This is a genomic window from Neochlamydia sp. AcF65 (genome assembly GCF_018342435.1).
Taxonomy (GTDB): domain Bacteria; phylum Chlamydiota; class Chlamydiia; order Chlamydiales; family Parachlamydiaceae; genus Neochlamydia.
In genome coordinates this window covers 79,088-93,395 of sequence record NZ_JAEMUE010000056.1, presented here as the reverse complement: position 1 = coordinate 93,395, position 14,308 = coordinate 79,088, and the positions used below count along the sequence as shown (strand labels likewise).

Annotated in this window: 8 protein-coding genes; 1 reads left to right on the top strand and 7 read right to left on the bottom strand. The window is 38.3% G+C overall.

The features are described from left to right. Positions 1-262: 262 nt before the first annotated feature. From NEOC65_RS07045 to NEOC65_RS07035, 3 genes are all read right to left on the bottom strand, one after another. On the bottom strand, positions 263-1,531 hold the full coding sequence (locus NEOC65_RS07045; RefSeq protein WP_213156124.1) for an NAD(P)/FAD-dependent oxidoreductase: 1,269 nt from the start codon (positions 1,529-1,531) through the stop codon (positions 263-265). A gap of 111 nt (positions 1,532-1,642) precedes the next feature. Beyond that, on the bottom strand, positions 1,643-2,704 hold the full coding sequence (locus NEOC65_RS07040) for a cytochrome-c peroxidase (RefSeq protein WP_213156123.1): 1,062 nt from the start codon (positions 2,702-2,704) through the stop codon (positions 1,643-1,645). Positions 2,705-3,490: 786 nt separating this feature from the next. Beyond that, entirely contained in the window at positions 3,491-4,570 is a 1,080-nt protein-coding gene (locus NEOC65_RS07035; protein WP_213156122.1) for a class I fructose-bisphosphate aldolase, read from the bottom strand. Between the two features lie 231 nt (positions 4,571-4,801). On the opposite strand from NEOC65_RS07035, the gene NEOC65_RS07030 reads away from it, so the two are divergent. Continuing rightward, the gene (locus NEOC65_RS07030; RefSeq protein WP_213156121.1) at positions 4,802-6,517 is read left to right on the top strand and encodes a PP2C family serine/threonine-protein phosphatase; all 1,716 of its coding nucleotides are present in this window, start codon (positions 4,802-4,804) and stop codon (positions 6,515-6,517) included. 711 nt (positions 6,518-7,228) lie between these two features. On the opposite strand, the gene NEOC65_RS07025 is transcribed toward NEOC65_RS07030, so the two are convergent. The 4 genes from NEOC65_RS07025 to NEOC65_RS07010 form a co-directional block, all read right to left on the bottom strand. Further along, the gene (locus tag NEOC65_RS07025) at positions 7,229-10,333 is read right to left on the bottom strand and encodes an efflux RND transporter permease subunit (RefSeq protein ID WP_213156120.1); all 3,105 of its coding nucleotides are present in this window, start codon (positions 10,331-10,333) and stop codon (positions 7,229-7,231) included. A gap of 17 nt (positions 10,334-10,350) precedes the next feature. Continuing rightward, entirely contained in the window at positions 10,351-11,163 is an 813-nt protein-coding gene (locus NEOC65_RS07020; RefSeq protein ID WP_213152520.1) for an efflux RND transporter periplasmic adaptor subunit, read from the bottom strand. Between the two features lie 14 nt (positions 11,164-11,177). Beyond that, positions 11,178-12,431 carry a TolC family protein gene (locus NEOC65_RS07015; RefSeq protein WP_213152521.1) on the bottom strand — a complete coding sequence of 418 codons (1,254 nt, stop codon included), beginning with the start codon at positions 12,429-12,431 and terminating at the stop codon, positions 11,178-11,180. Between the two features lie 378 nt (positions 12,432-12,809). Beyond that, complete coding sequence (locus NEOC65_RS07010) at positions 12,810-13,796, bottom strand: C39 family peptidase (RefSeq protein ID WP_213152522.1); 987 nt, start codon at positions 13,794-13,796, stop codon at positions 12,810-12,812. Positions 13,797-14,308 lie beyond the last annotated feature (512 nt).

Genomic DNA, 14,308 nt, shown 5'->3' with positions numbered 1-14,308 from the left:
TAAATTAAAAGAGGCAAAACTTCATATTTTGTATGTAAAAGCTTTTAAAAATATGAACTTTTTGAAAGGCATCTCTTGCAAAAAGCTAGCCGTCTACTGAAATGCATCATAGTGCATAAAACACTTATGGAATTACTGTTTAAGGAAGCTTTTTAGTAGGCCTGTAACACAGCACAACTCTGTCTGGCACCATTGCTTCTAAAACGATAATAATTGTGCTTCTATTTCTTCCTTCAGGTTTATTTAAAATTTAAAGTTTTTATTAACGGATTGGTTCATCTTTATCAGTTAGGGGACGAGTAATAAGCCGTATGCACCGCTGATTACGGCAATATAGATAAAACCAGTTGAGCATGACCACTAATCGATTGGCGAAGCTGATAAGGAAATGGATATGGATAAAGCACCATGCTAGCCAGGCAATAAAGCCTGTGATTTTTAATTTTCTTACTACGGCTACGGCTTTTGCTTTTCCAATGGTTGCCATCATTCCTTTATCGAAGTACTTGAAAGGTTTTCTCTGTTTGCCGCAAATATTCTTTCTTATTAGCTTAGCCACGTAATGGCTTTGTTGAATAGCAACAGGAGCTATACCTGGCAAGGGAAGACCTGCTGCATCTAAGAGAAGAGCAGCATCGCCAATCACAAATATCTCGGGATAACCAGGAACGGATAAATCATTGGCGACATGTATTCGTCCGGTATGATCTTGCATGGCTTCTAATGTATCCAATAAAGGAGAAGTTTGGTTACCAGCCGCCCAAATGACATTACGGCTGTCGATAAACTTATCTCCTATTCTTACTCCTTCAGAAGTTATTTCTGTTACCCTGGTTTTTAAAATTATTTCTACTCCCAGCTTTCTTAAATCTTTAGCTGCTTTTTCGGCTAAATCTTTAGGGAAGCTAGAGAGTATTTGTTCAGAGCCTTCAATCAAATAAACACGTGCGTGCTCAGGGTTAATATGACGAAAATTATGGATCAAAGTGGTATGAGCAATTTCAGCAATAGCTCCTGCCATTTCTACCCCGGTAGGACCGGCACCTACAATAACGAATTGTAAAAATTTTAAGGTTTCCTCAGGTTTGGTGCATCGTTCGGCTCTTTCAAAGCTTAAAAGAATGCGTTCTCTGATTCTTATGGCATCTTGCAAAGTTTTTAAGCCAGGAGCAAATGCTTCCCATTCTGCATGTCCAAAATAGGTGTGCTGAGAGCCTGGAGCAAGGATTAAATAATCATAATTGTAGATTTCCCCATTCTCTGCTATTACTATCTTTTTTTCTTTATCTACGGCGGTAATGTTGGCTAAAAGCACTGTTACGTTCTCTTGTTTAGAGAAGATGGTACGAATAGGGGAAGCAATATTAGCTGGCGATAGTGCAGCGCTGGCCACTTGGTATAAAAGGGGTTGGAAAAGGTGGTGATTAGTTTTATCAAGTAGTAAGACATCTACTGCTGCTTTTTTTAAAGCTTTAGCAGCATTAAGGCCACCAAATCCTCCTCCCACAATTACAACTTTTGGCTTGCTCATGCTTATAACCTTTTTAATCATTTTTTATTATTGGAGGACCGAATAAATCAACTAAATTTCTCTAATATTTTTATCCTGCTGAACCTCTTAAGTAGACCAATAGAAACATTATTATTGAGGAAAAGTCGAAGGCGCTTGAATGTGTTGCCAACCTTCACCATCGAGGGCTTTTAAGAAACTAAGGAGAGCTTTCTTTTCTTCTTCTTTAAGCTGCAAGGGCTTCATCAAAGGATGCAGGTTAGGATTAGGCGTGCCTCCTTTATCATAATACTCAATCACTTCCTCTAGGGTCTTGAGGCTTCCATCGTGCATATAAGGGTGATTACTAACTATTTCTCTGAGGATAGGCACTTTAAAAGCGCCCCAATCTTTATCTTTTTTTGTTATTTCATACCGTCCTAAGTCTGGCTTAGAAGAAGCCATCCCTATCCCAATGTTAGCAAAATCTCCGCTGCTAAAATTAACCCCATGATGACAATCAATGCATCCTTTTGATAAGAATACTTGATAACCATTCACTTGCTCAGTACTCATGGCTGATTTGTCACCTTTAATGTAGCGGTCATAAGGCGAATTTCCCGATAAGAGGGTACGTTCAAATGTAGAAAGAGCTTTGGCAATATCATCTATTGTACACTCTTCATTGTTGAAGACTTCTTTAAACAGAAGGCGATAGCCTGCAATGTTTTTTACACGTTCTTGGCATTGCCAATGGGCCTCATGAGGGTTATCTGCTAAAGTCATTTCTTTAGGATTGGCAATAGGCCCTTTACTTTGTTCTTCAAGCGTTTTAGCTCTACCGTCCCAAAATAGTAAAGGTTGATAGGCTGAATTGATAATGGTCATGGAGTGGCGGCTGCCGTACCGTCCTTTAATTCCTATGGATACAGGTCTGCGGTCTGAAAAACATTCAGAGGGCGCATGGCAGCTTGCACAGGAAACAGTTCCATCTGAAGAGAGCCTAGTATCAAAATATAAAAGCCGTCCTAATTCTGCTTTTTTTGCATGGTATGGATTATCTTTAGGCCAAGGAATTTCAGGTAACCCATAAGGAAGGGTAAGTTTTTGAGGCTCGGCCAAAAAATCCATCTTCGAGGCATCACTGACATTCACTTCACTCCATACTACACCCATCCAGAAAAAAGCTATCCATGCTATCTGCGCAAGCTTCATACCTTCTCCCTTCTCTCCATAAAACTGCATTTTGCATTTTAAAGCTCAATTGTGCAAGATTAAATACTTAAGATATTAATGCGTAAAAACTTAATGATTATAAAAGTAGATAAATTAGATCGAAAATCTGCGTTAATAGGCATTTAATCACATATTCTAACTCTAAATTCTTTTACTCTTTGAAGGCAATTCACTAATAATTTTATTAGGCTACAGCTCTTCTTGCTAATGAGCTTAAGCATCGAGGGTCGATAAAACTAGATATAGATCCAACCTTTAAGCTTTTGAGAGAAATGTAGTTTTTTAAGCTTTTGGCTAGTTTTTTATGCGTGATGGATTTTAAAAACTAGATTGCAAAGTAAAGAGGAGATGAGTAAGGAGATCAAAAGGGTGGGCATAATTTTTTTACCGCACCAGACTATATAATAAAGGCTTTTTTCCTCTTAAAAGCTCTTTATTTATCATGTAGATTTACTTAAAGAGCGGATAAAAAGCTGAAAAAACTCAGACATTTGTAATCAAATTAGGTTCTACTAATCTACTTGCCTATCAGAAAATGTTGGAGAAGTCCATGCATAAAAAGCAATAGACTCTCCATTAATAAGCAGTGCTTATTGAAAGCCAAATCGCTGAAAAATTTTTCCTAGCGCAAATTTGGTTTCATATAATCCTTTACTAATCTTCTGTGGTGCTTATCTCTTTAAAATTTATGAGGGTGCAAACTGTTGGATATCTTTTAACCTTTTCGATAACTTAAATTTTTTATGATCTCTTTTAAACTCTTTGCTAGGCAATAGTAATAGCTTTGTTTAGATAGACATCTTGTATGGCATGGAAGATTTTTATGCCTTCGTCAAGAGGGCATTGAAAGGTTTTACGTCCACTGATTAGGCCCATTCCTCCGGCTCTTTTGTTAATGACAGCTGTACGAACCGCTTCTTCCAAGTTTTTTTGCCCTAGAGAAGCTCCTCCTGAGTTAATAAGCCCCACGCGACCACTATAGCCATTTAATACTTGATAACGGCAAAGATCGATAGGGTGGTCAGTACAAAGGTCTGTATACATAGCTTCAGCATATTTACCGTAGCTGCCTTTCCTATCTTTATTTAGAGCTTTATAGCCACCATTATTAAGAGGTAGTTTTTGTTTTACAATATCTGCTCCAATGGTTGCTCCTAGGTGATTGGCCTGGCCTGTGAGATCAGCACTCTCATGGTAATCTATACCATCGACTTTAAAAGCTGGGTTACGTAGATAACACCAAAGAATGGTAGCCATTCCTAACTCATGCGCCTGTGAAAAAGCCTCGCTAATTTCCTTAATCTGACGATGGCTTTCTGGGGCACCAAAATAAATGGTGGCACCTACGGCCATGGCTCCCATATTCCAGGCTTGCTTAACATTTCCGAAAAGAATTTGATCATAACGGTTTGGGTAGCTAAGAAGCTCATTATGATTGATTTTTGCTATAAAAGGAAGGCGATGTGCATATTTTCGTGCGACAAGCCCTAATGTTTCTAAGGTGGAGGCTACCGCATTACAGCCGCTTTCTAAAGCTAATTTCATAATATTTTGTGGATCAAAATAGATAGGGTTAGGAGCAAAAGTAGCGCCTGCTGAATGTTCGATACCCTGATCAACAGGAAGGATAGAAAGATATCCTGTTCCTCCTAAGCGCCCATGATTAAAGAGCACTTGAAGGCTAGCAAGCACGCGTATGGGACGATCGCTAACACCATGAATTTTACTTAGCCATTCTGGCCCAGGCAAATGAAGTGCCTCTTTGGAAACTTTTTTACATTGGTAGTGGAGTAAAGAATCAGCTTCAGCTCCAAGAAATCTTTCAATATCAGCTATTTCAAGCACAGCAAACCTCGCAAGTATTAGTTATAAAATTCATCCTAAATAATCAGACAAAAATATGCTAGTAAACTTCCTTCAAATAATAAAAAAATGAAATCCGAAGCTTTCTACCAGGTTTTTTTACTTAAGCTTCTTCCTGATTAATAGAATTATTAAGGGATGGCATGGTTATTGCATAATCATTAAAAAATTTTACTTGTAAGATGATTAAGTGATAGCATTTAGGAGGAGAATATGAATATCTTCAATAAAGAAAAATCCCCTATCCATAATAATTGGCAAACCAATCGTCTCTATAATCAACAAGAGGTTCAGAAAAGCTCCTCTTCTAATCCTCAAGCAATTCCCGGCACTTCTCTTACCCATCCTCAAGTGATAGTAAGAACTAGTCAGTTGCAAAAAAATATAGAAGTAACACCAAAAGCTACGGATCAAAGAAGTTCTATTAACACAGCAGTAATCCGAACAACAGTATCAGAACAACACCCTAATCGTGAAAAGCTTAGAGAAGTTCTTAATCGAGCTAATCTTTCTATCCGTACCGAAGATAAAGAGAAGCATCCAAAAATTTTAGCTGATTTAAAGACAGCGATTGAGCAGCATCGCCAAGAAATCAAAAAAGGAGGAATTCTAAGACAGATCCAACATCTTTTTAGTAAAACTTTTGGATTTTCTATAACCGTTAAAGCTGAACAGGCGTATGAAAATTTTTTCAATAGCCTGAGTGCAAAAGATCAAGAATACACACAAGACATTTATTTTAAAAAAATAGGTACAAATGAGGATAACGGCTCGCAAGGGTTAAAGATATCCTCAGATAAGTCACGGGTGATGTATCATGAGAGTACAGTTCCTGTTAATGAATATAAGATTAAAGGCTCCCCAACTGAACAAATTTTTAGAAACATGGATAGAGGGGCAGCAGGGCAGGTGGATGGAAAAAATTACGGGATAGTTTGTGATGGTTCTTCCTCAGGTGAATATGTAATGAAAGCGGCCCAAGCTTTTACTAAAAGCATGGAAGCATTCATAAGAAAGGGCAGCTTTAACAAAAACCTTGAGCCAACTGCATTAGAAGAGCTAACGAAAGAAGTTTTTGTAAACGCCTCAAAATCTGTCAAGGTAGATGATAATACTTATGCAAAGGCAGCTACAGCTGTATTTGCAACTTTTTCGGATATTCCTGATCGTAGGGATATTTATCTAGTCAATGGAGGGGCCATTGGGGACACAATAGCTGTTAGTGTCAATCGTGCTCAAGGCACCGCAAAGCAGCTCAACACGATTACTAAACAGAATCCTATGGATCATGCAGATTCGGGAGGGGCCCTTCAAGTAGGGGAAATGCAAAAAAGTGATTTGGAGAAAATTTCAACTTTTTCGGCAGAAGTAAATCATGATGATGTCGTTATCTTAGCCAGCGATGGCCTTGCAGATAATATTTATGCAGGAAACCTAGAAGGGCTTTCTCCTGAAGAGGGGGCAGCAGAGGTAAAAAGGCAACTAGAAGTGATTCTCCCTCTCATTATCTTTAGTTCGAAATTTGACCAATCTTTAGAAGAGTTAAAAAGTGAGGGGCAGCCCTGGCTAGATAAAGATCCTCCTACTTTGCCAACAGCAGAGGATTTAAAGGAATTTACAAAAGATGAGGTAATAGACACCTCTATCGATAACGAGAAAATTGCCCAGCGTCTAAATAATTATATTAAGTTTATCACGGATCCTCAGCATCAATTGGTTACACAAGCGAACGATTTGCAGCAGCAGATAATAGAAATTCACAATAAGATAAACAGTTCTTCAGAGGAAGAAAACGCTAATGCTTGGAAAGCCCAGCTAAAAGAGCTAGAGGAAAAATTAGAAAAGGTAAGGCAGCAAATTAGGGATCCTAAAAACGTAGCAAAAACCGATGATAGCCTGCTGGTCATATTATCTCCTACAGGGGAATAAACAGGTCCTTAGAGTGAAAAGGTAGGGGGGATGTGCAAGATACAAGGTTTAAATCGGATAGGTAATAAAGCCTATAGCCGACCATAAGATGATCAATAGAAAGCTTGTTTATCATGAGGGCCATCCCCACAAGCAGCTTTTACACTCTTTGGCAGCTTGGGTATCATTAGAAGAGCGTGAAATGGATAAATCATAAGCAGCTTTAATTATCCATGCGCATAAGCTAGCTTCAAGGGGGGGATTTTGAAAGTCCCTTCTTTCCTGTACTTTTATTTTCTCTCCCATCCTTTAATAGCTACATTCGACAAGAAGCTATGCTTTCTTTTTTGCATTAAAGCTTTGTTATAATCGGATCAATTATGGGTGTGGTAAACAAGCTTTTTTGATCGGTTGAGTATAATTTTGTTTTGCAAACTATATTTTGTAGTTCATATGTGTTAAAAAGTACTCATATTGCATATGCTTCTTAACATCTATGCCACAGCACCCCTGCCATACTTAAAATTTTTAAAAAAACTTTAAACCATAGGAAAATGTTTTTTCAGCTATTTCCTTATCCGCTAATTCACGTTGTTCTAGACATCAATCCATAGCGGTTTTTTTAAAGCATACACCAGCTTATCAATCTTTCTGCAGAGATAAGATATGGGAGTAAGGTAGATTTTATTTTCCTAAGTAGTATTAAAGGAGTAAGTATACATAGATCCTTGTTTAAGAGCTTTTTGCTGAGCGAGTTTTGCGTTTACAAAGTTTCTTAAAAAGCTGGCTTGTCTTTTCAGGTAGATCTTCGGCAATCAAATAAGCAATGGGCACTATAATCAGGGTGAGTAGCATAGAGGTTGAAAGGCCGCCGATGATAGCCATCGCCATAGGAGCTTGAGATTCAGAGCCAGGCCCATGGCCAAAAGCAATAGGTAGCATTCCAAAAATCATGGCCAAAGTTGTCATTAGAATAGGGCGTAAACGAGTAGGGCCCGCTAGCATTATAGCTTCTTTTCTATCCATACCATCGCGTGTTCTTAAAGTGTTGATATAGTCAACAAGTAAAATGGCATTTTTTGTTACCAATCCTAGCAACATGATAATGCCTATAATTGTAAAGATGCTTAGGGTCATATCCGTTATGAGCAGTATTCCTAAGGCTCCTATGATAGAGAAGGGAAGCGATAGCATGATAACTAAGGGTTGTACAAAACTCTCAAATTGGGAAGCGAGAACCATATAGGTAATGACTACGGCCAGCAGCAAAGCCAAAATTAAATGCTGAAAAGATTCTTTCATCGATTCTGCAGCGCCTGAAAAACTTGTACGGTAGCCTAAAGGCATTTTTATCTGGGATATAAAACTATTTATTTCGTTAATGGCCTCGCCAAGAACTTTTTTTCCTTCTTGTAGGTTACTAAAAACCGAAATAAATCTTGCCCGATTATAACGATTAATCTGGACAGGCCCGCGCTTTTCTTTAATATTGACTAGGCTGCTTAGTTTGATTAAATTTCCTTTACTATTTTTTACAGAAAGCTGGAGGATATCTTGAGGTTTGCTACGGAATTCTTCATTTAGCCGCAAGCTGATATTATAACGCTCTCCATTGCTACGGAATTTGCTGATCTCTAAGCCGCCAACGAGAGCTTTAATTTCCTGGGCGATAAAGATAGGTAGGACCCCTAGAGCAGTTGCTTCATCACGCTTAATAGAAATTTCGATTTCAGGTTTGCCTTTTTCATAGGATGTGTCTACATCCACATAACCAGGAGTTTCTTCTAAATGATTTTTGATCTGATTAGCAATCTGGTCAATCTTTTCAAGGTTTGCCCCTTTGATATCTAGTTGAATGGCAGCATTTCTTCGACCACCCCCCGCTATAGCGGGAACAGGTTCTATACTTGTTATAATATGAGGTAAAGAAGACAATTTCTCACGAGCAAACTTCATCGCTTCTGCTTGGCTTAAAGAGCGGCTTTCTTTATCGGTCATTTTGACATATACAGTGCCTTCATTTACTCTATTGAAACTATCGCTTCCTATAGTAGTGAAAGTATATTTAACCCATGGTTGCGGAGAAATATCTTGAAGGATTTTTCTTATGGCCTCATCCGTCACGGCTAATGAGGAACCTAAAGGAACGTTAACTTTGATAAAAAACTCACTGCGATCTTCTAAAGGAATAAATTCAGAGCGAAGGTATTTTCCTAAAAATAAAGTGCCTATAAGTAAGCTAATGGCTAGCAGAAGAGTGGTCTTACTGTACTTGAGAGCTTTCGATAAAAGGTTTGTATAAACTCTGTCTAAGCTATCAAGAGCTCTTTCTATCCCTAATGCTAGCTTGCCTGTAGATATGTGTAGGGTAAGAAAACGAGAGGCAAGCATGGGGGTGAGAGTGAAGGCAACAAAAAGGCTAATTAAAACAGCAAAGGTTACGGTGATACCAAATTGGTAGAAAAAGCGGCCAATAATGCCTTTCATAAAGGCCACAGGCAAAAATACAGCAACGATAGACATTGTAATAGCAAAAGCAGCTAATCCAATCTCTTGAGTACCTATCGCTGCAGCTTCTTTAGCAGATTTCCCCCTTTTTAAATGGCGATAGATATTTTCTACGACTACGATAGCATCATCTATTAAAATTCCAATCGATAAAGACAGAGCTAGCATGGTCATATTGTTTAGTGTAAAGCCTACCATACGTAAAAGAATAAAAGTTGAAATAACGCTGATGGGAATTGCTAAAGCGCTAATCATTGTAATCTTTAAGTCTCTTAGGAATAAGAAAACGATGATGACTGCTAATAGGCCTCCAAATATTAGGTGAAAATTAATATCTTCCATAGAATGTTCAATAAAGATGGACAGATCTTGCGCAATCTCTACATTAATGCCTTGGGGTCTTAGCTCTTGCCGGATCTCTTCAATAGTTTTTTTAAGAGCCTGGGCTACATTCACTGTATTTGTGCCAGATTGCCTTGTAATAAGAAGAGCAATAGCTTGTTGATGATTTAATCTAGCTAAAGTTCTTGGCTCTTCCCACCCATCTTCAATATGTCCTATATCAGTAAGTGTCACAGGATAACCATGGCGGTAAGCAACAACAATATCCTTCAAATTTTTTATCTCTTCCCACTCAGCCTTTGTTTTAACAGCCAATTCGTGCGAAGAAGAAGATATACGCCCGCCTGGCAGCTCAATATGTTGGGCTTTAAGGGCATTAGAAATATCTTGCACGGTGACAGAAAATCCTTCCATTTTATAAGGGTCCAAGGAGATCCAAATGGTACGTTCTTGTTTACCAATAAGTTTAATTTGACCTACTCCGGAAACTTGTTGAAGCCTATCTTTTATGCTCTTATCTGCAAGGTAAGATAATTGCTGAATAGGTAAATCTCCAGAAACAAGGAGAGCCATAATAGGAGCGGAATTAATATCAAATTTTCCTATCACTATCTCTTGAAGATCGCTTGGTAGCTCTTTTCTAATTGCCCCTAACTTAGCTTGTATTTCTTGATAGGCAATATCAATATTTTTTTCTAAATCGAATTCTACCACTATCTGGGATACCCCTTCAGCGCTAGTTGAACGAAGATGCTTAATAGAGTTAAGGGTAGCGACGCCTTCTTCGATAACCTCGGTTACTGTTTTTTCTATGCTTTCAGGGTCGGCACCGGGAAGAGATGAGATAATGGTGATGATGGGAAAGTCGATTTTAGGATAAAGATCCACGCCCAGCTCTTTATAGGCAAGTAACCCAAAAATTACTAAGCCAAAGGTAATCATAGAAATAAAAGTGGGTCGCTTGATCGATAGGTCAGACAAAATCACGGTTTGTTTTCCTCAAATTAAAGGTTATTTGCTACTTGACCTGCTTTAATGATTACTCGGGCAAGAGATCCGGGACGAATTTTATAATCACGGTTATCAATGATGGCGCGACACCGCAATGAATGTGTAGTTTCGTCTAGGTTTGGATAAAAAAGGTCTATTTGAGCGTGAGGGTAATCTAGATGGGTTCCATCAATTTCAAAGCTAACGGGAGTACCCAAGCTTAGGGTGGATGCATACACTTGCGGAATAGAAAATTCAAGATAAAGAGGATTTAAAGCTTGGATTTCAACCATGCTGGTGACGGGTTGCACGGTAATGTATTCCCCTACATCTACAAGTTTTTTTGTAATAATTCCTTCAAAAGGAGCCTTAATGGTAGTTTCTTCCCAATATAACTGAGTACGCTTTAAGTCTTCTTGAAATTGTTTTACATGGATAAGAGAATGATCGTATTTGCTTTTGGCTTCTTCATATTTTTTTAAAGGGATAGAAGGTAATTGTCCATCTGGTCTTTCCCATAGCTTTTGCATGCGGAGAAAATTTTTCTCGGCATCAGAAAGCTCCACTTTAGCTCCTTCTAATGCCGCTGTTTTTAGCGCTAATTCTATCTCGTAATAATTTCTATCTAGTTGAACTAGAGGCTGGTTTTTTACTACTTTGTCTCCCACTTCGACTAAAACTTTTTCCACTCTTCCTGATACCTGGGCTCCTATTAAGCTTTTAGAAGAAGGCTGTATATGTCCTATCGCGCAGATTTCTTCTCCTCTTAAGGCACCTTGAATTATTAACGTCACAAAAAGAAAATGAACAAATTTATTTCTCATCATGCTTACTTCCTTGCTTATAAAAAATTGAGGCCGACAGCATAAGCCAGATCGGCTTTAGCTTTATAATATTGGCAGAGCGTTTGATAATAATTATGGCGTGCGTGTAGCAGTTTTTCTTCATCTATCATAAGATCTTCATTGGTGATAAGGCCTTCAGCAAAGTGGTTCTTTACCAGATTTAGATTGTATTCAGCAACCTGGATAGCTTTCATAGCAAGAGGAATCTTTTGAATGGCATTCTCAACGCTAAAAAAAGCTGTACGTATGTATAATTCCATATCTTTTTCTGCAGCGATATATTGCTGTTCCAGTTCAAGCATCTCTTTTCTTAAGCGTCTAAGCTTTGCCCATGTAGCTCCCCCATCATAGAGAGATAAGTGGATACCTATGCCCGCATCGAAACCATGCCTATAGGGGAGAGCATAGTTATCGGAGGTGCTATAATTCGTATAGCCATAAATGGAAGGGTAGAGCTTTCCTTTCTCGGCTGTAAGGATAGAGCGAGCGGCTTTAATATCTGCTTGTAGAGCTTTTAAATGAGGATGATTGCTGCGTGCTTCTTCTAATAGCTGGTTAAGGTTTGCATAGTAAGGCATCGGCTCAAGTAGATCTATAACTACCGTTTGCCGATCTAAAGGGTATCCAATTAAGCGATTTAGTTGGGTAGCTGCTATTGATACGTTACTCTGAGCTTGTAATAAATCTTGCTGCCTGAGAGCTAATTCTAATTCTACTACTAAAATTTCATTTTCATGAATAAGACCTTGTTCTGCAAAATCTTTGCTGATCCGTAATTGACCTTTTAAAGATCGGATGGATTCTTTAATGATTAAGATAATTTTTTGTGCTTCTGCTAAAGTAAAATAGGCATGATTGGTAGCGTGTAAAATCTTTTGGCGAGCTGTAGTCATCTTAATAAAAGATGACTCTTCTCTACTTTTCTGAGCATTAATAGTGTGGGTTGAATGCCCAAAGCTGTAGAGAGGAATAACAAGAGAAACTCGAGCATTTTTCGTGCGTTCTTGATGCCGCACCCTCTTCAAATTTCCCTTTGTAAGAAAGTCTATTTGTGCGGTCATCTGGGGAAGGTGTAGGCCGTAAGCTTCGCGGGTACGGTCTTTCTCAATCAGAGCTTTAAGCTCGGCAACCGTTAGCGTCTCGCTATGGTTTAGGGCTAGATCACAACATTCTTCAAGCGTTAAAGTACCATATATAGAAGAAAATGTTACGAGTAAATAGCATACAAGCACCTTGAAGATAAGCATCATAATATTCCATGCAATTAGAAATGACCTTAAAATATTAGGAAATATTAGAAATAAACTTACATTATTCACAAGAAAAATAATTGAAAATAAAATCATTGGGCGGACGAACGTAGGCGCGATTTTCCATGAAAATGCGTGAATGAGCTTTTAATGTATGTTTGAAAGGTTAAGGGTTTTATCGAATTTATACGTTTTTCATCTACTCTTTATGCACTTACATACTTTATAAAGCCCTTTTTGCTAAGCATAGGGGGATCTTTCAGAAGGTGAGGCATGCAGGCTAAGTTTTTTTAAAGCCTATTATTATTTTTCTGAGAATGTTTGAATGAGTAGATAAGGTGATTGATTTTAGAAGAAGTGGCTTATTAGATCGCTTGTTTATCTATAAAATAAATAAGCTATTCCTTTTCTTCTGTTCCAGGCTACTAGAAAATCTTTGAGATTATAGCTTACCAGGGTGCTTTGATCAGTAGGAAAAGCTGGGTCCATGCATAGTACTTGCTGCTTTTCTGCTTCATAACCTTTGACCACAATTAAATGGCCCGAGCTATAGGGGGAGGCACTACCCATTAAAGGGCCTTTTATACTCACTACCACGGGAAAGCCTCTGCTAAGATTCTCCATAATTTGATTAAAATTATTTAGCCTGGCGACATAGCTATGCCATGAGGGGCCGAGAAGATTAGATGCCTCAGCAGTATTCAAGAGCCAATTTCCATAAATATCAAACGCTGAGTCTTTAACATGATCGGCAAAAGTTAGAGCGGATAGATGGAGACCTGGTGACAAATAATTAATTACAGCTGTTGTTGAGGTAGGCGAACAAAGTCTCATATGGCGTTCATCAGGCAATGTAACTTGAGACAATCCCTTAACATTTAGATTAATAGAATGATGTGCGGCTAAATCAAAACTAACCTTATGCTCTTGAATATTAGTGAAACTGGCATGTAGCGTACGCATGTTTTTCAGTAGAGAGCTTTCGCTGCAATCCACTCTAATTTTAAAGCCTGTAGCTTTTTTCTTGCCTAATGGCTCAGCCACATCCTGATAAGTTTTACATGAAGAATTTCTAGGATGACAGTTAAAGGTGTATTGGTGAGAGGATCCCCAATAAGCATAGTTGAGCCAGGGGGACCATTTATTGTCTGTTAATAAGCTAACCTTAATTAAATAATAGCCATATTTAGGTCGTTGAGCGTCCCAGGAGACGATGAGTTCATTAAAGGGAGTAAGGCCTGTTTGTTCCCATTCAATGTTTCTTCCCTGCCATTCTTTTTGATCAATCTCCTTATGGAGAGTTTGACTCGCTTGCAAAGGCAAAGACAGCAAACTTCCAATCAATAATAAAAGCATGGTAACCATAATAAAAACTAATAAGGTTTTAAAGAAATTTAATAAATAATAAGCTTATACGATCTTAAAAAATTATTTGCAAGTAATTCTTAATCGGGGTGGCTTTATTTAAATAAAAAGGGGCGTGGCAGCTTAAATGATAAAAAGTGTAAGCAAGAATTGCTTTTCAACCTTTAAGAGCTATAAAGCTTAGGCTCCTAAAAAGCACTTAAGAGGCATAGCTCTTGTGATTCCTATAGCGTAAAGACTGATGGCAAAGGAAAGTAGAAAGTGCGGTAGCATAGCAATGGCAATCGAAGAACTTGGAGAGGGGTTCACCTAGCCCACAGGGGGATTAGGGAGTTAGCAAAAAGCCTAAAACCCAATGTTTTAGCGGCTAGCTGGATGATTTTTTAAGCTATTAAAAAGTGTAAGTGCTGCTTATGAGGATGGCATGCAGAACAGACGAGTTTTCAACGGATCGTTAGGTGCAAGCTAGAGCTTTTGCAAAGCCTCCTAGGAGAGAACAAAAGCTAAAGCAA